This window comes from Aneurinibacillus danicus (assembly GCF_007991215.1).
In the GTDB taxonomy this organism is placed as follows: Bacteria; Bacillota; Bacilli; order Aneurinibacillales; family Aneurinibacillaceae; genus Aneurinibacillus; species Aneurinibacillus danicus.
The window spans coordinates 1-24,437 of sequence record NZ_BJXX01000006.1; the positions used below are offsets into that span (position 1 = coordinate 1).

General features: G+C 43.1%; 25 protein-coding genes, 2 pseudogenes and 2 riboswitches. Of the genes and pseudogenes, 22 read left to right on the forward strand and 5 right to left on the reverse strand.

What is annotated here, in order from left to right; all coding sequences use genetic code 11:
• The first annotated feature begins 110 nt into the window (after positions 1-110).
• Positions 111-228: riboswitch (SAM riboswitch) on the forward strand.
• A gap of 94 nt (positions 229-322) precedes the next feature.
• On the forward strand, positions 323-1,465 hold the full coding sequence (locus ADA01nite_RS00185) for a trans-sulfuration enzyme family protein (protein WP_146807875.1): 1,143 nt from the start codon (positions 323-325) through the stop codon (positions 1,463-1,465).
• On the forward strand, positions 1,452-2,669 hold the full coding sequence (locus ADA01nite_RS00190; protein ID WP_146807876.1) for a trans-sulfuration enzyme family protein: 1,218 nt from the start codon (positions 1,452-1,454) through the stop codon (positions 2,667-2,669). Before ADA01nite_RS00185 ends, ADA01nite_RS00190 begins: the two co-directional genes overlap by 14 nt.
• Positions 2,670-2,719: 50 nt before the next feature.
• On the opposite strand, the gene ADA01nite_RS00195 is transcribed toward ADA01nite_RS00190, so the two are convergent.
• A complete protein-coding gene (locus tag ADA01nite_RS00195; RefSeq protein WP_146807877.1) occupies positions 2,720-3,406 on the reverse strand; it encodes a M15 family metallopeptidase in 687 nt (228 codons plus the stop codon).
• Positions 3,407-3,676: 270 nt separating this feature from the next.
• On the opposite strand from ADA01nite_RS00195, the gene ADA01nite_RS00200 reads away from it, so the two are divergent.
• Together ADA01nite_RS00200 and ssb are read left to right on the forward strand one after the other, a co-directional pair.
• Positions 3,677-4,678 carry a Rad52/Rad22 family DNA repair protein gene (locus ADA01nite_RS00200; RefSeq protein WP_146807878.1) on the forward strand — a complete coding sequence of 334 codons (1,002 nt, stop codon included), beginning with the start codon at positions 3,677-3,679 and terminating at the stop codon, positions 4,676-4,678.
• A 33-nt stretch (positions 4,679-4,711) separates the two neighbouring features.
• A complete protein-coding gene (gene ssb, locus ADA01nite_RS00205) occupies positions 4,712-5,167 on the forward strand; it encodes a single-stranded DNA-binding protein (protein ID WP_146807879.1) in 456 nt (151 codons plus the stop codon).
• Between the two features lie 207 nt (positions 5,168-5,374).
• Here ssb and ADA01nite_RS00210 read toward each other — a convergent pair whose 3' ends face one another.
• The gene (locus tag ADA01nite_RS00210; protein ID WP_146807880.1) at positions 5,375-6,451 is read right to left on the reverse strand and encodes a DUF4179 domain-containing protein; all 1,077 of its coding nucleotides are present in this window, start codon (positions 6,449-6,451) and stop codon (positions 5,375-5,377) included.
• Positions 6,420-6,941, reverse strand: a complete 522-nt coding sequence (locus ADA01nite_RS00215) for an RNA polymerase sigma factor (protein WP_170230035.1) — start codon at positions 6,939-6,941, stop codon at positions 6,420-6,422. The genes ADA01nite_RS00210 and ADA01nite_RS00215 overlap by 32 nt, the downstream gene beginning before the upstream one ends.
• Before the next feature lie 85 nt (positions 6,942-7,026).
• Here ADA01nite_RS00215 and ADA01nite_RS00220 point away from each other — a divergent pair.
• A pseudogene (locus tag ADA01nite_RS00220) lies at positions 7,027-7,197 on the forward strand (Tn3 family transposase); the annotation flags it as partial.
• Between the two features lie 159 nt (positions 7,198-7,356).
• Here the strand turns inward: ADA01nite_RS00220 and ADA01nite_RS00225 are convergent.
• Complete coding sequence (locus ADA01nite_RS00225; protein ID WP_146807882.1) at positions 7,357-8,154, reverse strand: IclR family transcriptional regulator; 798 nt, start codon at positions 8,152-8,154, stop codon at positions 7,357-7,359.
• Between the two features lie 215 nt (positions 8,155-8,369).
• Here ADA01nite_RS00225 and ADA01nite_RS00230 point away from each other — a divergent pair, with 215 nt between their 5' ends.
• From ADA01nite_RS00230 to ADA01nite_RS00305, 17 genes and pseudogenes are all read left to right on the forward strand, one after another.
• Positions 8,370-9,149 (forward strand): LamB/YcsF family protein, encoded by a 780-nt coding sequence (locus ADA01nite_RS00230; RefSeq protein WP_146807883.1) that lies wholly within the window; start codon positions 8,370-8,372, stop codon positions 9,147-9,149.
• A gap of 1 nt (position 9,150) precedes the next feature.
• Positions 9,151-9,891 (forward strand): 5-oxoprolinase subunit PxpB, encoded by a 741-nt coding sequence (pxpB, locus tag ADA01nite_RS00235; protein ID WP_146807884.1) that lies wholly within the window; start codon positions 9,151-9,153, stop codon positions 9,889-9,891.
• Positions 9,837-10,841 carry a 5-oxoprolinase subunit C family protein gene (locus tag ADA01nite_RS00240; protein WP_246147170.1) on the forward strand — a complete coding sequence of 335 codons (1,005 nt, stop codon included), beginning with the start codon at positions 9,837-9,839 and terminating at the stop codon, positions 10,839-10,841. The genes pxpB and ADA01nite_RS00240 overlap by 55 nt, the downstream gene beginning before the upstream one ends.
• 64 nt (positions 10,842-10,905) lie before the next feature.
• The gene (gene accB, locus ADA01nite_RS00245) at positions 10,906-11,406 is read left to right on the forward strand and encodes an acetyl-CoA carboxylase biotin carboxyl carrier protein (protein WP_174760575.1); all 501 of its coding nucleotides are present in this window, start codon (positions 10,906-10,908) and stop codon (positions 11,404-11,406) included.
• Between the two features lie 11 nt (positions 11,407-11,417).
• Positions 11,418-11,581: pseudogene (locus tag ADA01nite_RS22920) on the forward strand (biotin carboxylase N-terminal domain-containing protein); the annotation flags it as partial.
• A gap of 88 nt (positions 11,582-11,669) precedes the next feature.
• A complete protein-coding gene (locus tag ADA01nite_RS00255) occupies positions 11,670-12,842 on the forward strand; it encodes an LL-diaminopimelate aminotransferase (RefSeq protein ID WP_146807886.1) in 1,173 nt (390 codons plus the stop codon).
• Between the two features lie 68 nt (positions 12,843-12,910).
• Complete coding sequence (locus ADA01nite_RS00260; protein ID WP_146807896.1) at positions 12,911-14,563, forward strand: thiamine pyrophosphate-dependent enzyme; 1,653 nt, start codon at positions 12,911-12,913, stop codon at positions 14,561-14,563.
• Between the two features lie 125 nt (positions 14,564-14,688).
• Complete coding sequence (locus ADA01nite_RS00265) at positions 14,689-16,020, forward strand: MFS transporter (protein WP_146807887.1); 1,332 nt, start codon at positions 14,689-14,691, stop codon at positions 16,018-16,020.
• 90 nt (positions 16,021-16,110) lie between these two features.
• The gene (locus tag ADA01nite_RS23195) at positions 16,111-16,287 is read left to right on the forward strand and encodes a Ger(x)C family spore germination protein (protein WP_443092711.1); all 177 of its coding nucleotides are present in this window, start codon (positions 16,111-16,113) and stop codon (positions 16,285-16,287) included.
• A 285-nt stretch (positions 16,288-16,572) separates the two neighbouring features.
• Positions 16,573-16,693: riboswitch (SAM riboswitch) on the forward strand.
• 48 nt (positions 16,694-16,741) lie between these two features.
• A complete protein-coding gene (locus ADA01nite_RS00270; protein WP_246147171.1) occupies positions 16,742-16,945 on the forward strand; it encodes a YezD family protein in 204 nt (67 codons plus the stop codon).
• A 120-nt stretch (positions 16,946-17,065) separates the two neighbouring features.
• A complete protein-coding gene (gene ssuE / locus ADA01nite_RS00275; RefSeq protein WP_146807888.1) occupies positions 17,066-17,620 on the forward strand; it encodes an NADPH-dependent FMN reductase in 555 nt (184 codons plus the stop codon).
• A gap of 129 nt (positions 17,621-17,749) precedes the next feature.
• Positions 17,750-18,076, forward strand: a complete 327-nt coding sequence (locus ADA01nite_RS00280; RefSeq protein WP_146807889.1) for a hypothetical protein — start codon at positions 17,750-17,752, stop codon at positions 18,074-18,076.
• 270 nt (positions 18,077-18,346) lie between these two features.
• A complete protein-coding gene (locus ADA01nite_RS00285; protein ID WP_174760576.1) occupies positions 18,347-19,090 on the forward strand; it encodes an ABC transporter permease in 744 nt (247 codons plus the stop codon).
• 45 nt (positions 19,091-19,135) lie between these two features.
• A complete protein-coding gene (locus ADA01nite_RS00290) occupies positions 19,136-20,191 on the forward strand; it encodes a taurine ABC transporter substrate-binding protein (protein ID WP_218029514.1) in 1,056 nt (351 codons plus the stop codon).
• Between the two features lie 28 nt (positions 20,192-20,219).
• Positions 20,220-21,026, forward strand: a complete 807-nt coding sequence (locus tag ADA01nite_RS00295; protein WP_246147172.1) for an ABC transporter ATP-binding protein — start codon at positions 20,220-20,222, stop codon at positions 21,024-21,026.
• A gap of 135 nt (positions 21,027-21,161) precedes the next feature.
• Positions 21,162-22,088, forward strand: coding sequence for a TauD/TfdA dioxygenase family protein (locus ADA01nite_RS00300; RefSeq protein WP_146807891.1), 927 nt, complete (start codon positions 21,162-21,164; stop codon positions 22,086-22,088).
• A 145-nt stretch (positions 22,089-22,233) separates the two neighbouring features.
• Entirely contained in the window at positions 22,234-22,941 is a 708-nt protein-coding gene (locus tag ADA01nite_RS00305; protein ID WP_146807892.1) for a pirin family protein, read from the forward strand.
• Positions 22,942-23,067: 126 nt separating this feature from the next.
• Here the strand turns inward: ADA01nite_RS00305 and ADA01nite_RS00310 are convergent, their stop codons facing one another.
• Complete coding sequence (locus ADA01nite_RS00310) at positions 23,068-24,408, reverse strand: cytochrome P450 (RefSeq protein WP_146807893.1); 1,341 nt, start codon at positions 24,406-24,408, stop codon at positions 23,068-23,070.
• Positions 24,409-24,437 lie beyond the last annotated feature (29 nt).

Consider the following 24,437-nt stretch of genomic DNA (forward strand, 5'->3'; position numbering starts at 1 on the left):
TCCTCTCCTCGTTCTCTTCTCTCTTCCTTTCGTACCACAAAAGTTAGCTTCTCTCCCATAATTTTTATGACGGGGTTGCGGCTGAAAAGTTATATATGAATATAGGTAATCTCTTATCAAGAGCGGTGGAGGGACTGGCCCGATGAAACCCGGCAACCATTAGGCAAAATTTACGTTTTGCTTAAACGGTGCCAATGCCTGCGGAACGATGGTTCCTGTCGATAGGAGAGTGTGGTGAACTTCTGCATACAAACACTCTCTGCGACGGAGAGTGTTTTATTTTTTGTAGATTTTATAACGGAGAGTCGAATGGGGGAAGAACATGAACATTGAGACTTTGCTTGTCCGAGCAGGAGTGGAAAGAGATAGCACGACTGGCGCGATTAGTACACCGATTTATCAAAGTGCCACATTTCAACATCCGGAACTGGGGGTGAGCACAGGATACGATTATTCCCGCACTGCCAATCCGACCCGAACGGCGCTGGAGGAAGCGATCGCGGCTCTCGAGCAAGGCGCGCGAGGCTTCGCTTTTTCTTCCGGGATGGCCGCGATTACAACCGTGCTGTTTTTGTTTAAGCCGGGAGATCACCTTGTCGTATCCGAAGATTTATACGGAGGAACATATCGGTTGCTTGCACAGGTGTTTTCCGAATTCGGCATTCAGGCAAGTTTTGTTGATACCTCCTGTACGAAGGAGATAGAAGCAGCGATACGTCCGGATACACGGGCCTTATTTATCGAAACGCCGACTAATCCGCTGATGAAAATTACCGACCTGGAAAAGGCGGTTGTACTTGCCCGTACATATGGCCTGCTTACCATTATCGATAATACATTCATGACACCCTACCTGCAGCGGCCGCTCACATACGGCGCGGACATTGTGCTTCACAGCGCAACGAAATATTTGGGCGGGCATAATGATACGGTAGCCGGCCTCGTAGTTACACGGGATGCGGAGCTTGGCGAGCGTATCGGTTTGCTGCAGAATGCCTGTGGAGCGATCCTTGGACCGCAGGATGCCTGGCTTATCCTGCGCGGCCTTAAAACGCTCGCGATACGGATAGAGAAGCAGCAGCAAAACGCTCTCGCGATTGCCGAATGGCTGCAGCGGCATCCGGCGGTAGAGACGGTGTACTATCCGGGACTGTCCGGACACCCGAACCGAGAAGTCGCTGAGAGGCAGGCATCGGGCTTTGGCGGGATGCTTTCTTTTTCGGTTCATGACCCTGATATTGTCCCACACGTATTAAAAAATGTAAAAGTTATCACGTTTGCTGAAAGTTTAGGCGGTGTGGAAAGTCTCATTACGTTTCCTGCGCGCCAAACGCATGCGGATATACCGGAAGAAGTAAGAGAACATCTCGGGATTACGGACCGGCTGCTGCGGTTGTCTGTCGGGATTGAGAACGCGAACGACTTAATTCTGGATTTAGAGGAGGCGCTTTATGTTAAAAAATAACCAGAAAACGCACGCATCATTCGGAACTCGTCTTGTTCACGCGGAGCCGGTAGATGAGAGGCATCACGGAGCGCTCAGCATGCCCATTTACCAGGTGTCGACATTTCATCAATTCTCGCTTTCAGAGCCGGGCCGCTATGATTATTCCCGTTCAGGAAATCCGACCCGTGAAGCGCTGGAACAAGCAATCGCCGACCTCGAAGGCGGTTACGCGGGCTTTGCGTTTTCTTCCGGAATGGCTGCCATTTCCTCCGTCTTCTGTCTCTTTAAGACAGATGATGAAATCTTGCTCTCAGATGATATCTACGGCGGGACCTACCGGGCGATTACGAAGCTATTTCCCCGTTTTGGTATTCAGGCGAAATTTGTGAATACAACCGATATCAATGCTGTGCGAGACGCGATTACCCCGGCGACGCGCGCCGTGTTTTTGGAGAGTCCGTCCAATCCGCAGATGAATATTACCGACATTGAGGCCGTATGCCGACTAGCCAAACAACACAATCTGCTTACCATCGTAGACAATACGTTTATGACCCCTTACCTGCAGCAACCGCTTCGGTTAGGAGCGGATATTGTGGTGCACAGCGCCACCAAGTATATTGGCGGTCACAGCGATGTTGTAGGCGGATTGGTAGTCGCGGCCGAAAAAGAGCTGGCCGAGGAAATCGGATTTATTCAGAATGCGTTCGGTGCCATTCTCGGCCCGCAGGATTCCTGGCTTTTACTGCGCGGATTGAAAACATTGAAAGTGCGCATGGACCAGCATGAAAAAAGTGCGCGGCGAATAGCGGAATGGCTAGACAATCATTCGGCGGTAGAGCGTGTATATTATCCAGGATTAGCCCATCATCCCGGCCATGAATTGGCGGCTGTTCAGGCGGCAGGCTTCGGGGGAATTATTTCGTTCTCCCTTCGCAATGTGGAGCAAGTGGAAAGCTTTTTGAATCAAATTACGCTGCCGGCCATCGCGGTTAGTCTTGGAGCGGTAGAGAGTATTGTCACCTATCCCGCACGGATGTCGCACGCCAGCATTCCGGAAGCGAAGCGCAAGCAGATGGGTGTGACGGATACGCTGCTGCGGTTATCGGTAGGGCTTGAGGAGCCGGATGATTTAATTCATGATTTTGAGCAGGCTTTCCGATGTATGGGCTTTGCATCATCGGATGTACGGACATACGGGAATATCTCTGTTTCCAAATAAAAAAAGCTGCCCGACGGTTTTTACCGCTGCGGCAGCTTTCTTGCGTTTTACTAGATTTTTTTCTCGAAATGCTGGTAGTCTTTCGAGCTTTTCCATTCTCCGCCCCAGATCCAGCCTCGTTTCTTGAACGCGTTATAACACGCATCGCCCTTTACGATCATTCCTTTTCGAACCACCTTCCGATTTGCGTATGCTTTGGCGGTAGCCGGGCTCACGTTGCTGCCGGCAACGTGCGGATTTTGCAGCGGGTTAATATCGATAGCCATGCCATAGCTATGGTTTGAAAGTTTGTTCTTGCCCGCAACCGTTCTCGTGTTAAAAGCGGAAGTGTTGTTAGCTTTCATTGATAAATCGTCCGATCCTTTGTACTCATCCACAAGTCGGATTTTATCGATTGGATAGCGTTTCTTATACAGTTCCTCAAAAATTTCAGATACATCCTTCGCCAGCTTTTTATGAACGATAAGCTCTCCCTGGTGTTCTTTGTTGTCAAACCCTATGTAGCGTACTTTTACATAAGATAAGTCATTCATCTTAACAGGTGTTTTCTTATTGAAAGAAATGCCCATAATTTTGCGCTGTATGCTGGCCGGAACGCTGCCATAACTTACGGTAGCCGCCGGTGTAACCTTACCTCCGATAGGAGTAGTGGTAGCGGCCGGAGCTGCGAAAGTTGCTCCTCCTGCCAGCAGCGTCAGTATACAGGTGAAAGCAAACCCTCTGCGAAAGCGCTTCATTATACGTCACCTCCTGCATTCATAAGCCAAGTATAGCACGGAAAACCAGGGGATAAATGTAACTATGGAAATAAATTCTAACATTTAAGGAAATAGAAGACGGACAGTAATGATGAAAAATACCATATATTTCTTCTTTATAAATACCGTTATTCCCTTTATTTAGGTTGCTAAAAACGAACATATGTACTATAATGAGAACATAAGTTCTTATATGAATAGAGTTTCCCGCCGCGTCTTGTGAAAGCACCCAGGAAAGGGGAAAATCGTATGAGTATCGAAAACATAGCACAGTCGTTAGAAATTGAACTGCCTGATTCCTATAAGCAGCAGATTATGGAGAAGGAGCGCTGGCTAAAGCTGGCGGACGCTCCGTTCCCGTACCGTCATTATAAAGTAAACGATGATGGAAATATTTATATCTCACAGCAGTGCATTGCAGACAGAAACGCACTGTTATTCGAACAATTTCAATATGAAGCGGAAGATGCCCGGGTAAATACGGATACATGGTGCGTGGGTGTATGGGTTAAGGTGCGTGCCGTCATCAATGGTAAGGAGCACAGCGTACGTCAGTACGGCGTACATACTATCAGCAAGCTTCGCGGGGAAGCCAAACCCGGCGGTGACGCGCTGGAGCAAGCGATTAAATCCGCGGTATCTGACGGAATGAAGAAGTGCAGCTCCTGGTTAGGGGTTGCCGCACATATTTATCGTGGCGAAGTGATTTCCATCCGGGCAAATCGGGACAAAGACGGGCAACCGCAGAGCAGGTTCTATATCCAAAATCTTGAGAAGTTCGGTCTTTCAGAGTATGAGTATAAATACGGAATCCCGGTACTGCCTGATTCATTTAAGGTGTTTTACGAGAAGATGGGTTGGACGGACGGAATCTTCTATTCGGATGTATTTGACTTTAGAGACAAGCATTCCGTTAGCCGGGACGAATCCAGAAAGGCAGAAAGAAACCAGGAAAGATCTGAAGAAGAGATCGGTTCAGAGAATCCGGCTTTCATTAACGAGATGCAGGCCAATTATTTGCGCAGTCTCATCCACGATTTTAACGAGAACGCTCAGGAAGGAGATATCGTACAGGCGATTATCGCCTATCTTCTGAAACGGGAAGTTGATGTCGTGAAAGAAGCGGAAGATCTCGGCAAGCGATTCACTACGGTTGACGCTTTGCCGTCCGTACATTTCACGTCCGTGCATCGTTACTTTAAGCAATTGCGAAAGACACGACTGGGAAATACTGAAGAGAAATCGGCGTAAGCATCCTAAAAAAACGCAAAAGGAGGTATCAGTATGCTGAACAGAGTAGTTTTGCTCGGACGATTAACGAAAGACCCGGAACTGCGCTATACGCAAAACGGCACAGCGGTTGCCACATTTACTCTGGCCGTAGATAGACGTGTGACCAACCAGCAGGGCGAAAGGGAGACCGATTTTATTCCGATTGTCGTATGGAGCAAGCAGGCGGAGTTGTGTGCACAGTATCTGGGCAAAGGAAGGCAGGCGGCGGTAGAGGGAAGAATTCAGGTCCGCAATTATGAGAACAATGAAGGTCGGCGTGTCTATGTGACGGAAGTGGTTGCGGAAAATGTTCAGTTTCTTGGCGGTGGCGAGGGTTCGGGTGATTTCGAACAGAGAACACCCGTATTCAGCGGAGACGGTAAGCCTTCACGGAATTTCCAGAATGACAATCCGTTTGCCGACGATCAGCGACCAATCGATATTTCGGATGATGACTTGCCATTTTAATTACCGAACAATGTGCAAGCATGTATGAATCTTTTATTTTAAAGAACATACTGATTAATCATTGAACTGTAAAGAAATAGCGGCAGCTAAGGATTGTGAAAATAACGTCCTAGACTGCCGCTGTCTTTATTGAACTCTCGTTCCCCGTTAGTTGCACGAATTCTGATAAATCTTCTCATTGTTCAGGTTTACAAGCAAAGAAATTGATCAACTATTTTTTTGAATTGGAATCGTTATCTCTAGTCCCTTGACTATATCTGAAGGAAGATCAATTTGATCTCTAGTAATAGGACGTATAGTTAAAGATTTGGGTGGTTCTTGCAAAGGCTGGTAGATCGCTTTCCAACGAATGATTTCTTTCTCCCTATCTATTTTATTTTCCTCAGCTGATGAACTAAGAAGTTCGATTTTATTTCCTTTATCATCAATCACTTCAAAAATCGTCGAAAGGGATCCGCTTGGTTGGATCAATTGCCCCACTACTTCAGTTGAGTTGACTGAGAATGTGACCTTTTCAAGTATTACGGTCATGTCTTGATACGTTTTTGTTAACATTGGTACAATTTGTTTATTTGAAGTGTCATTCTTCACAACCGGAAAGGAAAAAGACCAATCTCCCTTTATATCTCCAATCTTTGTAATAGCAAGATCGAACTTAAATTTGTCGGGTAATGATTCACTTGTGCTAAAGTTAATGACGCCTACAGTATGATGGTCATCAATACGATGGATCGCCCCGCCAGCCCCCCATTTTTCAGGTAAGGTTCCGTTTATTTTTATAGTTTTTTCTTGATAAACCCTGTCAGGCAATTTATCGGGAGACTCCAGTATATATCCAACGGAGACCTGTGAGCCGTCATAAAAGGCTTCCGTGATGGTAACCGTGATATTCTTGTCAGTTGCGATTTTCTGTATATCAGTGACTAAACCTTTTTCCTGGGCTTTTTTGAGTCCGTCACCACCCACAATATTAAATACCGATTGAATTAGAGGCATCTGTTTTAGAGTCTGGGCAAAACTGGGGGATGTAACACCGACTCCGATTACCAGCACTAGCGACGCTGCGGTAGCTGTTATGAGAACGCCCGTTTTTTTAAAAGTTTCCTTTCTTCCATACGCAATGAAAGTAGTTACCGATTTTTGGAGTATGGGCCACGATTGTCTGGTTTTCAATTCTTTTTGTTCCTCCAATTTTCGAAACACACGTTTTTTGAAATCCTCAACATTTACAGTGTGATTTTCGTGACAAAGTTTAGCAGCTTTGATTTGCTTGTCCAAACTCATGATATTCCTCCTCCCATACTTTTCTTAATCGTTTTCTGCCTCGTGCTAGTCTAGACTTCACGGTTCCTTCGTTTATCCCAAGGATTTCGGAAATTTGTTTTAAGGATAACTCTTCAAAATAATACAGGATTATGGGGGTACGATAAGGTTCCAGAAGTTTTAGAACAATATCGTACATTTTTTGATTAGACTCCATTACGAAAAAGGTGTCTTCCGAGCTAATATCAGCACGCTCAGGCAATAGTACGGATATGATTTCCCTCCACCCTTTCCTTTGCGCCATTCTACACTCGTTAATGACAATTCTAGCAAGCCAGGGGAATGGGTCATGATCTTCCTTGAATTGATCCATTTTTTCGTACACCTTAACAAAAGTATCCTGTACCTTATCCTCTGCTGTTGTCCACTCACGAACGTATGTATACGCAAGGCGAACTAGACGCTGAGTGTACAGATCCATCCATGTTTCCAGTCGTTTTTCACGCTCCAATTTTGTCCTCACCATCCTTTCGCCTGTATTATGCAAAAAAGTAGAAATAGGTTCCCGGTTTTTTTAAAAAATAATTAAACTTTTAGCTACACCCGGAATTACATACCAACAAATGGCTAACGCTGCTCCATGGAGACTATATGAGGATGCAATGACATGCGCACAAGCTGCACTTGTTAATTTTCAGCATCGTCTTTCTCTCTCATCTTATTGGGGAAATGGTACAACCTCCTCATCAGATGGGATGCATGTGAAATACCCCTCCTAAAATAGACACTGTTAAAAACCCCTTGGGTTAGACAATCTATTTTCTAACAAAAATTAAACAACCTTAGCCCGATTGAATATCGGACTAAGGTTTGTGCGTAACTTCGTTACTGGTTTTTAAAGTGCTGTCCACTTGACAGGGGTAAGTTCATATTTTTTGCACTTTTCCCGTTTCCAGCACTTTAGCTTCTATATATCCTAGTTCACGGGAAATTCGACTGGCGGTTTCTTTTGTTTTCTTACGTATGATCTCTTCAACTTTTTCTTGCATTCTTGTAGTCGGGCCACTTACAGTAAGCGCAGCAACAACCTTATGAGTATAGTCCAGTATAGGATAGGAAACACCTATTGTTTCTTCATCCTGTTCACTTCTACTAATGGAATATCCATTACGCCTTATTTTTTCGATTTCCTTATACAGAGTTTCTTTATTTCCGATTGTATGCGGCGTCAACTTAGTAAAAGTCATTTTTTCCATAAGAGTTTCCTGTTCTGCCTTAGGCAAATAAGCAAGTAGTAATTTGGGACCGGAACCGATATATAACTCAGAACGCTTTCCAACTCTTGTATGCAGCCGTACCGCATGGCTGCTTTCAACTTTTTCAATGTATACAGCTTCATCTCCATCCAGTATAACCAGGTGTACAGCTTCATTAATGTCAGCACAGAGTTTTCTCATCCAGGGCAAAGCAACGGTACGTAATTCTAATTGTTCCAGGACTATGTTCCCTAATTCAAGAAGCTTTAGGCCCAAATGGTAGCGAACATCCTGTTCAGTATTCTTCGTCTTTGCCAGAAAACCACATACCTCCAGGGAAGTAAGGAGTCGATAAACCGTTGGCCTCGGCATATTAGACTTAGTTGCTATTTCACTCAGTGTTAGCTCTTTTTTTTCTCCCAGAAAAAAATCCAGTAGTTTAAGAGCTTTAATCACACTTTGATTCATGATTTTTCCTCCAAGGACTGTTGTTATCAAGTATTTAATCATATTAGAAAAACTATTTCAAATAATATAACAGTGTTTCTATTTTTAAAATGATAAAAAGTGTAATATTATTTAACAAAAATATTTGAATATTTTGTCTAATTATTTTATAATCAGATTGCAGAATGAAATATTTGAAATAATATTTCAATAATTGAAATGAGGTGGAGGTAGTTATGAAACGGATTGATTTAAACTGCGATATGGGAGAAAGCTTTGGTGTTTATACGTTAGGAATGGATGAGGAAGTGATCAAATTAATTACTTCTGCAAACATCGCATGCGGATTTCATGCCGGCGACCCAAATGTGATGGATCGAACAGTTCAAATCGCGAAAAAAAATCATGTAGGAATTGGGGTGCATATGGGTTTTCCGGATTTACTCGGTTTCGGCCGAAGAAACATGGACGTTTCTTATGAAGAGTTAGTCAACTATAACATTTATCAGATCGGTGCACTAGAAGCATTTTGTCGTAAACATGATGTGAAAATACAGCATATTAAACCACATGGAAATATGAATAATATGGCTGACACCGATCGTGTAATAGCAGAAGCGATAGTTGACTCTACGCTTATGGTCCTTCCAGGTACACCTATATTCGTAAAACCGGGTAGCGAGTTACACAAAGTATCAGAAGCGAAGGGGGTTCCGGTTATTTTAGAAATTTTTGCAGACCGTGCATATAACAAAGACGGCACCCTTGTCTCTCGCAAAATCCCGGGTGCTGTAATCAAAGATCCAAAAGAAGCAGCAGAAAACGTAGTGCGAATGGTAGTAGAAGGAAAGGCAAAGACAATAGACGGGCAATTGATTGATATTACAGGAGATAGTGTCTGCGTTCATGGGGATACACAAGGTTCGCTTGAGATCATTCGTCATTTGAGAAGCGAACTGGAGAAGGCTGGTGTGAAAATAGCTCCTATCGGCCAATGCGTAGAAGAGGTGAGATAATTTGCATACAAATGCGCTAACCACGTCTCTTTCCTATGTTCCAATGGGGGAACAAACACTCCTTATAAAATTTGAAAATATATTGTCTCCTGAAGTAAATAAGCGTGTTTGCTCCTTTGCCCATATAATTACAGAAAGAAATATTGCAGGAATTGAAAGGCTTATTCCGGCTTTTAATAGTCTGGCAGTTTGCTATAACCCGGTTATTATTAAATTCACTGAATTGGTGAGTGAGCTAAAACTATTAGAAAATCACATTTATAGTGAAGCAAGCACAAATAGTAAAAAAATTTATATTCCAGTAGTATTTGGAGGAAAGTACGGTCCGGATTTACAGGAAGTATCACAAAAAGTCAAACTAAGTCCGGATGAAGTAATAAGCATCCTGCAATCCAAACCTTATCTTGTGTATATGTTAGGATTTATAGCTGGGTTTCCGCACTGCGGGAATATAGATGAACGTTTGATTTTGCCTCGTCGTGCCAATCCACGTCTTAAAATTCCAAAAGGAACCATTGCCATTGCAAATGAGCAGTTAGGGCTTTATACCATTGAGTCACCAGGAGGCTGGAATCTTGTGGGCTGGACACCAATGGAAACATTTAATCCTTATTGTGAGCCCCCAAGCCTGCTCATGGCAGGAGACTATATTCAATGTGTTCAAATTAGTGCAGAGGAAGCGGATTTATGGGACGAACAAAGACAAAGAGAGTGGGATCAGGAATGGAATTCGCTAAAGTAGTGAAGGCAGGATTACTTACTACGGTACAAGATTTAGGCCGTAATTCTTATCAGGTTTTCGGAGTGTCTGCATGTGGAGCGATGGATTCTCTCGCCATGCGTTTTGCAAATATTTTAGTGGGCAATGATGAAGGAGAGGCAGTGCTTGAAGCAACCTTAATCGGTCCTCAGTTAACATTTGAAGGAGAAGGAGTTATTGCAATAACCGGTGGAGATTTATCGCCGCGTATTAATGGGAGGCCCGTCTCGATGTGGAAGTCTCTATATGTTAAAGAAGGAGATGAACTAAGCTTCGGTAACTGCAAATATGGATGTAGGGCGTATATTGCCTTCGCCGGGGGCATTCAGGTTCCAAAAGTTATGGGCAGCCGCTCTACTTTTATACGGGGGAATTATGGAGGAATGGAAGGCCGGGCACTTAAGAACGGTGATCGTATTCCTATCGGAGCATCGAGATTCGATTTCAATCGCATATTTGGGAGAAAATTACAAAGTAAGGATATCCCTAATTATAAAACACCTTGTCCTATTCGGATAATTCTAGGTCCGCATGATACTGCTTTTACGCAAGAAGCGCTCCAAACCCTTGTTTCCAGCACCTATACGATCTCAAATAATTCGGATCGTATGGGATATAGACTCGAAGGAAAGCCGCTTCAACACATAAATGGAGCTGATATTATCTCTGGGTTTATTACGGTTGGTTCTGTACAAGTTCCAGCAAATGGCCAACCAATAGTACACATGGCGGATTGTGGTACATCAGGTGGTTATACAATAGCAGGAGTTGTTATCAGTATCGATATTCCGCATATGGCCCAAAAAAAGCCAGGGGACCAGATTGAATTTGAAGTAATAGAGGTGGAAGATGCTCAAGAGTTGGTAAGAAAACAGGAACAATTGTTCTCGGATTTACGTCTAGCCAATCATCTTATCCCAATGAAGGTGTAAATCACTTTTTTGTAACGTAATGGAGTTCTCAAGATTTATTATATAGGATGCAGGAGTGATTATGTTGCTTAAGATTTATGAAGTAAGAGAAGTTATCAAGTTAATCGATCAATCTTCAATTCAAAAATTCGAACTCGAACATGAATCATTCAAGATTTCAATAAAGAAAGAAAGTTTGCCAGTTAAATCGACAGCATTATTAGAAGCTAGTCCTATTAGTAAAGAGCAATTTGTTCATGAAAACATAGAGACGTCGGCACCACTGGCACTTCCTCAACAAGAAGCAGATCCTTCAGAGGAAAAAGCTAGTCATACGCAGGCTGATTTACACAGTATTATCTCGCCTATGGTAGGCACATTTTATTGTGCTCCTGAACCGGGAGCTTCTCCTTATGTACAGGTAGGAGATACAGTGAAAGAAGACTCGATTGTTTGCATTGTAGAAGCTATGAAGTTATTTAACGAGATTGAAGCAGAAGTTACAGGGGAAATTGTGGAAGTGTTAGTAAAGAACGGGGAGTTGGTAGAATACGGTCAACCTCTTTTTCTTGTCAAGCCCGAGTAAAGGAGAAACACATATTTAAAAGAGTATTGATTGCTAACACGAGGAGAGATTGCTGTTCGTGTCATCAGGGTATGTAAGGAAATGGGAATTATGACTGTTGTCGTCTATTCTGAGGCTGATCGTGAGGCGTTGCATGTAAAACTAGTCGATGAAGCTTACTGCATTGGACCTGTGTCAGCTTTTGTACAGGGCAAATTCAATACCAAATTTTTAGAAATGAATTCACTGTCTTTAGTAGAGCAAGATGTGGGAAGGAGAGAGAGATGTTTATAAAACCACGGCGTGTTACGAATGTTCCTTCGTACTTGTTTAACGAAATTAATAGAAAAAAACGAAGTTTAATTGAAAAAGGAGTGGACGTAATTGACCTGGGCATCGGCTGTCCGGACCTGCCTACTCCAGCGCATATTGTAAATCGATTACTTGAAGAAATGAAAGAACCGGATAATTTTAAATATGCTGGTTACAATGGTTGTCTTGAATTCCGGGAAGCAGTGGCTCAATTTTATAAAAAGCATTTCAATGTAGACTTAGACCCGGAGACAGAAGTTCTTGCGCTAATCGGATCAAAAGAAGGTATTGCTCATTTTATTACGGCATCAATCGATCCGAATGATGTTGTTCTGCTTCCGGACCCCGGATATCCAACGTATCGAACAGCTACGTATTTGGCCGATGGAATTCCATACAGTATGCCGTTGCTAAGGGAAAATCAATTTCTTCCGGATTTCTCGATGATACCCGCACAAAAAGTGGAAAAAGCAAAAGTGATGTTTTTAAATTATCCAGGAAATCCGACAGCGGCTGTGGCGGATCTTGAATTTTTTCAGAAAGCGGTAGATTTTTCCCGGCGTAATCGTATAACAATTGCACATGATGCGGCTTATCAAATGGTTACATTTGATGGATATAAGGCTCCAAGTATTTTACAGGTAAAAGAAGCAAAAGAAGTCGCTGTCGAATTTGGTTCACTTTCCAAAACGTATACAATGACAGGATGGAGAATTGGGTATGCAGTGGGAAACAGAGAAGCTCTTCAGTCATTATCCATTGTAAAAAGTAATATAGATACAAGTCAATTTCTTCCTATCCAGAAAGCAGCAGTCACCGCGCTTGTATCTGAGCAAAATTGCGTAAGGGAATACAATCAAATCTATAGGGAACGGATGAATAGTATGCTTACAGCACTTCAGGAAATAGGGATTGAAGCGGATACCCCAAAAGGAAGTTTTTTCATCTGGGCAACGGTACCTGAAGGATATACGTCTAACGAATTTGCGAGCAAAGTACTGGAACAGACCGGGGTAATTGTAACACCTGGCACAGCATTTGGAGAATACGGAGAAGGATATTTTAGAATCTCATTATCTGTGCCAACGAAACGATTACAGGAAGCTATTCATCGGATTAAGACGAAGATAACCCTTGGTGTTTAGTCCTGTTCTATATATGAAAATATATTTCAAATAATGAAATAAAAAGGAGGGAGAAAATAGTGAAACAGATGATGAGTGGAGCCCGTGCCATTGTAGAGTGTATGCGACTAGAAGGTGTGGAACATGTTTTCTGTGTTCCTGGAGAAAGCTACTTACCTTTGATGGACAGTATCTATGAAACGGATAGTATTAAATTAATTTCTACCCGCCATGAAGGAGGGGCTGCTTTTATGGCGGAAGCATACGGTAAAGCGACTCGAAAGCCAGGTGTAGCTATGGCAACACGGGCTGTCGGAGGAGCTAATTTAGCAATCGGCATTCATACTGCCTATCAGGATTCTACACCCATGGTAGTTTTTCTAGGTCAGGTTCATAGTAAATTTCGTGGCAGGGAAGGATTCCAAGAGGTAGACCTAGATCGTTTTTTCGGTCATATCGCTAAATGGGCCGTAGAAATCAAAGACGTAGAACGGATACCTGAACTCGTACAGCGGGCGTTTCGTATTGCAAAGAGCGGGCGACCGGGACCTGTGGTCATTGCCCTTCCTGAAGATGTTCTTGTAGCAGAAGCTGAAATGAGTTTTGGACCTGTTACTCCAGTTCCAACCCCACGTCCTGGTGCTAAAGAGATTGCATCTGTTCAACAACTACTTGAACAATCGGAACGACCGCTCATTCTTGCTGGAGGTGGTGTAATAGCAGCGGATGGAGAACAGTCGTTGCGTAAACTGGCAGAAAGGTTCGGGATTCCCGTCATGTCTTCGTTTCGTCGCCATGATGTGTTCCCTAATGACCACGCGTTATATGTTGGCCATTCAGGACTTGGCACATTTGCACCTGTACTTGATACGCTGCGTCAGGCTGATCTAGTGCTGGCAATTGGTACACGTTTATCAGAAGTTACAACACAGGATTATAGTATTTTGAACCCGGAACAAAAATTAATTCATATTGATATTGACGTGGCAACACTTGGTAAGGTGTACAGTCCGCATGTTGGTATTGTAGCTGACGCAAAAGAGGCACTGGACGCATTACTTACTATGAAGCTGGATCGAAGCTGGACTGTGTGGGCAAGTGAGCGGCATGAAATATATAAGCACGCTGGTGACAGAGTGGATACGGAGAAAGAACATACGATCGATAACAGGGAAATTATTCGTATTCTCCAAGAGATTCTTCCAGATGATTCCATAATCACAAACGATGCCGGTAATTTTGCAGGCTGGTTGCACAATTTTTATTCCTTTACCGGTCCCAAAACATATATCGGCCCAACATCAGGTGCGATGGGATACGGATTGCCGGCGGCGATCGGTGTAAAACTGGCAAAACCGGATAAAACAGTTGTTTCCCTGTCAGGAGACGGTGGTTTTATGATGACAATTCAGGAGTTAGAAACGGCAGTTCGTTACAATATTCCGGTTATTGCACTCGTATTTAACAACAGCATGTACGGGACAATTCGAATGCATCAAGAAATGCATTATCCCGAACGGGTTATTGGCACTGAGTTAAGCCACACCAATTTTTCTGCTTTAGGTGTTGCTTTAGGGGCACAGAGCTTCAGTGTAACAACACATAAAGAATTTAAGGATACGCTTAAATACGCGCTCGCCTCTAAAAGAGTAACAATTATTGAAATTATAACAAACCCTGAACGTATTTCTGTACAAGCAACCATCACATCTATTCGCGAGAAACCATTGCAAAAATCTTAAACAAAAAGCAGCGGACGAGATTATAACCATATCTACAGCTCCGTTTCTCATGAGAGTTTACGTGCGTTTATATACACTGATACGTTTTACTTGTCTGAAAAATGAACGAAATGGGGTTGATAGTCATGACGGTACCAAATAAATATACTGAGAGTTTATCTCGACAAGAAGTGAGCTTCGGTCCAATGAAACCTACCAACGTTCGCTGGCAAGTGTTTATCATGCTGCTTGTCTTAGTAGCAATTAACTATGTTGATCGCTCTGCTTTATCAATCGCTTTACCTGTCATAACAAAGGACTTAAACCTGGACCCGGCCATTACAGGCGTGATATTAAGTTCTTTTTTCTGGGGATATGCTTTAATGCAAATTCCTTCCGGCTGGATTGCGGACCGGTATAAACCTGCCGGTGTGGTAGCAGGCGCAACGGTATTATGGGGAATCGTACAACTGTTTACGGGATTTGTTAACGGTAGTAAGATGCTTATTACCTTACGCTTTCTACTTGGTGTGACAGAAGCACCTGTTTATCCGGCGGGAGGAAAATTACAGTCTATCTGGTTAACCTCTAAGGAAAGAGGTCGTGGTGCTACCCTTCTTGACAGTGGATCTCCACTGGGAACAGCAATAGGAGGACCGATTATTGTAGGATTTATGGCCTGGTTCGGTGGATGGCGCAGTGCCTTGATCGGAACAGGGATTCTCACTATTATAATTGGATTACTTACCTGGAGGGTTATTAGAGGAAATCCTTCCACGAATCCAAGAGTAAATGAAGCGGAACGTAAATACCTGGAAACTGAGCTTAATAAGGAATATAATAACGCTGAGATCTTGTCTACGGGAGCAGTCGGAATTAAGCAGTACGTAAGAAGTGGTAGTTTCTGGTTTATGTGCTTAGGTTGGTTTGCGTATTGCACCGTATATTATGGTTTGATGACATGGGGACCAATGTATTTAGCTAAGACACAACATTTAGATATAAAGAGTATAGGCACGTCTGTGTTTATTATCTTTGGTGCAGGATTTGTCGGAGAATTAATTGGCGGCTGGATTGCGGATTTTTGGAGACAGAAAGGAGGAAGTCATAATACGGTCATGCGTACGCTCCTGTCTATTTCTGGGGTGGTGACCGGCATTTCGATTTTCCTCCTAGGACACATAACTTCGGTGAACATGGCTATTACCTTACTTGCTATTGCACTGTTTTTCCTTCGTTGGACCGGATTATACCTGACTGTGCCTGCCGCTATCTCCCAACGTCAACACGTCGGTATGGTAGCAGGGTGTATGAGTTTCTTAGGGAATATTTCAGGTATTATTACACCCATTTGTATTGGTTTTATTGTATCTATCACAGATTCCTACTTTATTGCTCTTATGTTGTTTTCTGCTACTGGTCTAGTTTTAGCTGTAGCGTCTATGCTTATTAATTATGCTAAAAAGATAGGAACCTAAACCTGGTTTAAGCAGTATTAATATTTATTAGGGTAACGAGCCTTCTGAATAGCAAGAATCAGAAGGCCTTTTCTATAATATGGTCAGATTGTGACCGGAAAAATACAGGTGATAATGCTTAGCAAAGAAATGATAAAGAAGCAAGAAATCATACCGTATCTTTATGTGATCTATCGGGATGCTAAAAGCGCGAGAAATATGTGTTTAGCCGTTGTAAAAGGATATAGTTTTTGGGATGCATTTAGGTACGGAAAAAGATTGAAGTAGAGATTACAGATTACCACCGAACCAGCAGCACAGAGATTACAGGCAGCAGAGTGGGCTGGCACAAAACCGATCGATCTTCATTGCTTTCAAGAAACCGTGAATTTGTATTGAAGGAAACGGATTTGTTGACCTGAACATACCTGAAAAATTTTTTTCTTTCTGAAACTACAAGTGAAAATAGACACTTTCATATTTCTTAGGTAAAAGGGAAATAGATCTAAAATTCCTAGTTGACCGTTAGGATTAATTGTATTATGATGGTGCCAACAAGCAAAAAAGGTAGATGACTTATCAAGAGAGGCGGAGGGATTGGCCCGATGAAGCCCGGCAACCCCTGTGTTCTTTCGTTGGCGAAGAACACGGGAAGGTGCTACATCCAGCAGGAGAATTTCCTGAGAGATAAGGAATGTGCTGATATCGCCTCCTTATCTCACAGGGGTAAGGAGGTGTTTATGTGTCCGCAGAAAAAGAAGAACAAAACCAAATGATCGATTATATTTTGGATGCGCTGCAAGGATTGCAGTATGGATCGATTCAAATCGCCATCCATGATTCAAAAATTACACAAATCGATCGTTTGGAAAAGCAACGCTTCCCGGTTCAGCGCTCGTCTTCTTCAACAACCAACGTATCAAGATTCTCGTCCAAAAGAAAGTAGCACACGAAACCACATCGACAGCCGATCGGTCAACCGAAGGCTCCTGCTCTATTTGCCTGCCGGTGCGCAAGGGAGTGGGAGCCTTTTTTAGTACATGATTTCATAATGGAGGAAAATAAAATGGCAGATATTATTAGCATTTCTGGAGGCATTTCTCCTAGCTCCCGTACTTCATCTGTAGTTCGGTATCTGAACACTCTGATCGGGCATCAGGGATTGCATACGGTTTCGTTTACCGTGCGTGATATTCCTGCAGAGGATTTAGTCTATGGCAGATTTGATAGTCCTGTTGTACACAACATCAGTACATTAATTGAAGAGGCGAGCGGCGTTATTATTGCAACCCCGGTATACAAAGCGGCGTATGCAGGAGGATTGAAAGCGCTGCTTGATTTATTGTCGCGCGATGCGCTGGCGAACAAAGTTGTACTTCCGCTGGCTGTAGGAGGTACATTAAGTCATCTATTAAGTATTGATTATGCACTGAAACCGGTGCTTTCGGCCCTGGGAGCCCGTTATATTCTGGGCGGCGTCTATTTGCTAGATTCAAGCATTGAAGTTGTCAGCGATGGAACCATTCGTGTAGATGAAGAAAACAATCAGCGACTCAAGCGTTCTTTGCATGAATTTATTACCGTTATCAAGCAAAACCAGGAGGTACCTGTGCGAACGTAAAAAAGCTGCTGAATGGAACATTGTTTTTGAAAGAACATCAGAAGAGGACGCGGTAGCCCAATAAACAAGAAGATGTGCTGTGTTTTTTCAGGTATTTGAGAAAGCAAGCGAACGAGGAGGGAGATAGAGATGATGGAAACATGGGTGAATGACCATTTGGATCTTTATATTTACGCTAAAAAAATTGGTGATATCGAATGGCAGAAACAAATTCTGGCTGCTTTGCATAACAAAGATCAACTGCTTCGTCAGGAGTTGCACCAAATGGTTAGCGAGGGATTGTGGAAGAAGTTTGATCAGATTAATGAAGATTTGGTGCTCGTTTATCGTCAGCTTTGCCACAGCAAAGAACCGCATCTATTTGAGGAATTAAAATGGAAAGTACTGCTTCTCAGAGCGGAGAGGCAAAGCATTATGGAACAAATTCGCCAGCTTCATCTTGTTCTTTCTTCGTAATATAGCACAAAAAAGGATGAAAACAGGTAAATGTTATCTTTTATTCTTACTTGACTTATTGGAGTAATGATATTTATAATGTAAAAAATTGATAGTATCTTAGATAGCCGATCAGTCAACTGAAGGCTCCTTTTTATTTAGCTTTTATTCAGCTATTTAATAAGGAGTCTTTTTTTATTTATATTGCAACGAGAAAGGAGATAGTAAATGGAAAGAGAAAAGGGACCACGGGAAATAGACAAAAAGCAAGTGCATGTACGAGTAATTTCGATGGCTAGCATTGCGTTACTGATGCTGATTTGGACAGTAAGTACAAATTTGAGATGGATAGACCCGTTTTTTTTGCCTTCTCCTCAATCGGTATGGGCAGCCTTTTTAGACTTAATATGGGAAGGATACAAAGGCTCCTCGTTGGGGACCCATGTTTTAAACAGCCTGTATCGATTATTTTTGGCTCTAGTTTTAGCATTTTTTATAGCAGTACCGCTTGGGATTTTATGTGGTTATTCAAAATATATACTTGCCATTTTTGATCCAATTATTGAGTTTTACAGGCCTTTGCCGCCACTAGCCTACTACGCATTACTCGTTCTGTGGCTAGGTATCGATAACACTTCAAAAATAGCTCTATTATTTCTCAGTGCTTTTGCTCCACTGTTTATTGCTACCGTATCAAGTGTACAACGGGTGCCACGTGATCGGATAAACAGTGCCCTGTCATTAGGAGCAACGAAAACGAAGATTCTTGTACATATTGTCCTTCCGTCCTGCCTTCCAGATATTATTACAGGACTTCGGACAGCAATTGGTGTTACATATGCGACGTTAGTGGCTGCAGAAATGGTAGCTGCTACTTCAGGAATCGGATGGATGGTATTGGACGCGAGTAAGTATTTGCGAAGTGATATTGTTTTCGTAGGCATTATTTTAATGGGGGGAATTGCCATACTGATGGATAGCATTATTAGATGGTATCAACGCCTTCAATTCCATTGGGTTGGGAGAGAAGGATAATAAAAATTTAGAATAGTAAAAAATACCGTATAAAGAGAGAGGTTGATGGTTATGCAAAGAAAAATATACGTGGGGCTAGTAACACTAATGGTTATCATTTTTACTTTTATCACCGGATGCTCGGATCAAGCAGCATCAACTCAAAAAGGTAATTCTTTACCTTCTTCGTCTGGTGCAATCCCAAAAGAAATTAGAATAGGTTATCAGGTTTCTCCTAATGGAGAACTCCTTGCTAAGGCTTTAGGATTACTGGAGAAAAAGTATCCGGATATAAAAGTGAATTGGATTAAATTTGATTCAGGACGAGATGTCAATAATGCGATAGCGAGTGGGAGTATCGATTTTGGTCTTGTAGGGACCCCACCAGGCTCTATAGGAATTGCAAAAGGATTGCCTTATCAGGTATATTACCTTCACGATCTCATTGGTGAAAGTGAGGCATTGGTAGTAAAAAAAGATGCGGGCATTACATCATTAAAAGATTTGAAAGGCAAGAAAATTGCAACCACCTTCAGTTCAACCTCACACTTTAGTTTATTGGGGGCGCTAAAGACAGAAGGGATTGATCCACAAAAAGAAAACATAACGATTCTTGATATGCAGGTGCCTGATATTTATGCTGCATGGAAACGAAAAGATATCGATGGCGCTTATATTTGGCAGCCAATGCAGGCAAAATTGGTGCAGGATGGAGGCAATATCATCATTACATCTAAAGACTTAGCTGCTAAAGGTGTAATAACAGCAGAGTTTGGAATTGTTCATAAAGATTTTGCAAAGAATTATCCTGACATTGTAAAAGGGTATATCTCTGTTTTGGATGAGGCAGTACATTATTATCATGAAAAACCGGAACAATCAGCACAAGTCCTTTCTAAAGAACTGGAATTATCTCCAGAGGAAAGCTTAAAAACGATGAAACAAATCATATGGTTAGACGTTTCCCAGCAGAAAAAGTATTTTGGTACCCCGGGACAACCGGGAGAGCTGGCTAAAGTGTTAAAGGATACCGGTGATTTTATGGCAGCGCAGAAAGCGATTGCCTCTTCACCCGATGCCCCTGCGTATCAACAGGCTCTATTAAGTGATTTATATAAGTAAGGTGCAAGATGCGTAAGGGGGGACGTTTGTGCCAGTCAATATATCTCGTATACAGCATGTCGAAAGTTCCGCATGCTTTCCATTTATCGAAATGAAAAACATCAGCCTGCACTTTTCCGATCATTATGAAAAATTATGCGTATTAGAAGATATTACACTTCAATTATACAAAGGTGATTTTGTATGCGTGCTGGGTCCGTCAGGCTGCGGTAAATCGTCGCTGCTACATGTTCTGGCAGGTTTCCAGAAGCCTACAAGTGGAGACATAACGATTAATGGAACACGGCATACCCGACCGAATTCGGATGTAGGCGTGGTGTTCCAACATCATAATTTATTTCCATGGTTATCTATTCAAAAAAACATAGAATTTGGCTTGAAAATGAAAGGCATACCAAGGTCAGAGCGAAAAAATCTTGTTTCTTCTTATTTAAAGATAGTAGGATTAGAGGATTCTGCCGCGAAGTGGCCTTATCAACTTTCAGGAGGCATGAAGCAAAGAGCAGCTATTGCTCGAACACTGGCCGCTGATCCTAAAGTGATATTAATGGATGAACCATTTAGTGCACTTGATGCGCTAACCCGCGAATCCATGCAGAATCACCTTCACAGGATTTGGATACAAACAAAAAAATGCATATTTTTTATTACTCATGACGTAGAGGAAGCGTTGTTACTCGGAACACGAATTGTAGTCATGCAGCCTAACCCTGGAAGGATTGTAGTTGATATGCCGAATCCGTTACCACGCCATAAATCAATTGAAGAAAATAAACATGTAAAGGAATTTAATGATCTGCGAAATTATTTAATCTCTATGATAAGAAAGCAGTAGATACCCGTTATGTAACGCCGACCGGACAACTGGAGGCCAGGACATCGCTTATAGGGATGATCTGGCCTTTTTTGTTGACCCGTATATAAACTAAAAATCATTTCTATTTGAATGAATTAATGAGGAGGAAGCAATATGAGTAAAGATGATCAAACTCAGTTTATTAAAACAAACCTGAAGATTGAACCGGTAGCCGGGAGAATTGGTGCCGAAATAAAAGGGCTTCGACTTTCTGAACATTTAGGCGCTCCGGAAGTTTACGCAATACGGCAGGCTTTGTTGAAATATAAAGTACTTTTCTTCCGTAAGCAGTACCACCTTGATGATGCTGGTCAGGAAGCTTTTGCCCGTCTTTTAGGTGAGCCTGTTTCTCATCCAACGGTACCAATTAAAGAGGGAACACAGCATTTGCTTGAGCTGAATTCAAACGACGGAGGAGGACGTGCCGATGCCTGGCACACCGATGTAACATTTGTAGATGCTTATCCGCAGGCTGCAATTCTTCGTGCCGTTATAATTCCCGAAACCGGCGGGGATACCGTTTGGGCGAATACTGCCGCCGCCTATGAGAACCTACCGGAAGGGTTGCGTGACCTTGCTGATCGTCTTTGGGCGCTGCATACCAACGAATACGATTATGCAGCCCATCATAAAGGCACCTCATCAGCAGACGATTACTACTATAATGAATTGTTTACATCGACGATTTACGAGACCGAGCATCCTGTCGTACGAGTGCATCCAGAGACAGGAGAGCGAACATTAGTGCTGGGGCAGTTTGCGAAGAAAATTTTAGGATTATCGTTAGAAGATTCCAATCATCTCATTTCTGTTCTTCAGGGACATATCACTCAATTGGAGAATACTGTCCGCTGGCGCTGGGCTGTTGGGGATGTAGCGATCTGGGACAATCGAGCAACACAACATTATGCAATTAATGATTATGGAGACCAGGAGCGTGTAGTACGCCGAGTTACTTTGGCCGGTGATGTTCCTGTCAGTATTGATGGACGACATAGTGTTACACGGAAGAAAGTAAAGCCGATTCCGGACAACGTCTAACCATACCATCTTATGCACCGGGCTGTGAAGAGGTAATGCTCGTATTCTATGAGTAAAATAAATATAGCTGTTGAAGGTTGACTTCCTTGTTCATTCATCGTAATATACTTACATAAAGTAAGTAATTTGGAACAGGAGGGGCATCATGATTACGATATATCCGGCAGCTTCCCGTTATTCAACCAATCATGGATGGCTGCAGAGCAACTTCAGTTTTTCGTTTGCCGAGTATTACGATCCGAACAACCTGCAATTTGGTCCGCTCCGTGTATTTAATGATGATATCGTCCAGCCTGGAACAGGATTTGGGTCCCATCCGCACCGCGAGATGGAGATTGTATCCATTGTTCTTCAGGGACAGCTCAAACATCAGGATAGTACCGGAAATTCCGAGGTGCTCGTCCCGGGGGAAATTCAGCGTATGACGGCCGGAACAGGCATCGTCCATTCCGAATTTAACCCATCCGATACAGAAGACGTGAATTTCCTGCAGCTATGGTTCCTGCCGGACGAGAAGGGGCTTAAGCCTTCTTATGAACAATTCGCTTATGACCAGGAAGCATTGAAAAATAACCTGCTGCCTATTGTGTCCAAGCGCCAGACCGGTGAACACCGTGTAGCGCATATTCATCAGGATTTGACGCTGTATCTCTCCAGGCTCGATGCCGACAAAACGATTACGTTTACCCAGCCGGAAGGCCGGCGCATTTATGTATTTGTTATGGAAGGCGAGTTAGAGCTGAACGGTGAAAAGGTGCTGCAAAAACGGGATGCGGCACGCATTAATGAGACACCGACATTAGAAGTAAAAGCGAAGAATGATACGCATTTCATGCTTATTGACTTACCGTAGACGAAACCGCCATGGTTTTTCAACCGCAACCCCGACATGAAAATTACGGGAAGACCGGCTGAATTCTGCGATAAGAAAGAAAAAAGAGGAAAGAATGAGGGAATGATTTCCTTCTTTCCTCACGATTTATCGTTCTTCCACTATCATACGCAGACCGTTTTTCGGGCGGAGCGTCACGACAGGCTCGGGTTCCACTGAATGGTGGCCGACTGCAAGACGCAGCCGAAATTTCTGTGCAATCGTTACGAGAATTAGGGTTGCTTCCATTATGGCGAAGTGGTTGCCAATACAGATTCGCGGACCGCCGCCGAACGGGAAGAATGCAAACTGCGGAATTTCTTTTAGCAGATTGCCTTCAAACCGTTCAGGATGAAATTCATCCGGGCGCTCAAAATATTCCGGTCTGCGGTGCATGACGTATTGGCTCATCATCAGCGTTTCACCGGGCTTAAACGTATATCCGCCGATTTCTACTTCATCGATTGCTTCGCGGTTAATCGCCCATGCTGCCGGATATAGGCGCAGCGCTTCCCAGATAATATTTTCCGCGTATTTTAGTTCCGGTAAATCTTCGAACGTTACACGGCGTCCGCTAAGTACTCGATCAATCTCTTTCCACAGTTTTTCCTCTGCTTTCGGATTTTGTGAGAGAAGATATAGTGTCCAGGACAGCGTATTGGCTGTCGTTTCATGTCCGGCGACGAAGATGGTCATGACTTCATCACGCACCTGCTTGTCTGTCATGCCCGTGTTATCTTCTTCATCGCGTGCTGCCAGCAGCATAGATAGCAAATCGTCCCGGGAAGGTTCCTTGCTTTTGCGTCTTTCTTCAATGATTGAGTAGATGACGCGATCAAGTGTTTGCGCGGCTTCCTTGAACTCACGGTTGCTTCTGGTCGGAATATTTTGCGGAATGTCGATGAAGGATGAGGCACGTCTGCTTACGTATTTGAGGCCGACTTCGATTGCGTGTCCGATATCGTCCGTATTCTCTTTAATGTCAGTTCCAAACATCGTTTTCGTAATAATCGCCAGAGTCAATTCCATCATGTCCTTTGTGATCATGCGCTCTTCGCCATTCTGCCACTGTCCTATCATTGCTTCCCCGTAATTGACCATCGTATCTGCATAGAGTTTAATGTGGTTCTGACGGAACGAGGGCTGCATCAGGCGGCGCTGACGCATGTGGTGCTTGCCTTCGCTGGTTAAGATGCCTTCTCCGACAACCGCCTTGGCGACTTGAAGTCCTTTTCCTTTCTGAAAATGGGCCTGTTTGGTGACAAGAATGTCTTTAATATAGTCGGGATTGTTAATTAGATATAGATGACGGGGACCGAATCTCAGGTGGACGATGTCTCCGTATTCTCGTGCTGCCTGCTGCAGAAATTCCAGCGGATTTTTACGGAATGACAATAAGTTCCCGGTAATAGGCAGTCCTTTCGGGCCCAGCACTTCCAGTTCATTCATATGTATACCTCCATTTTTCTGTGAAAATT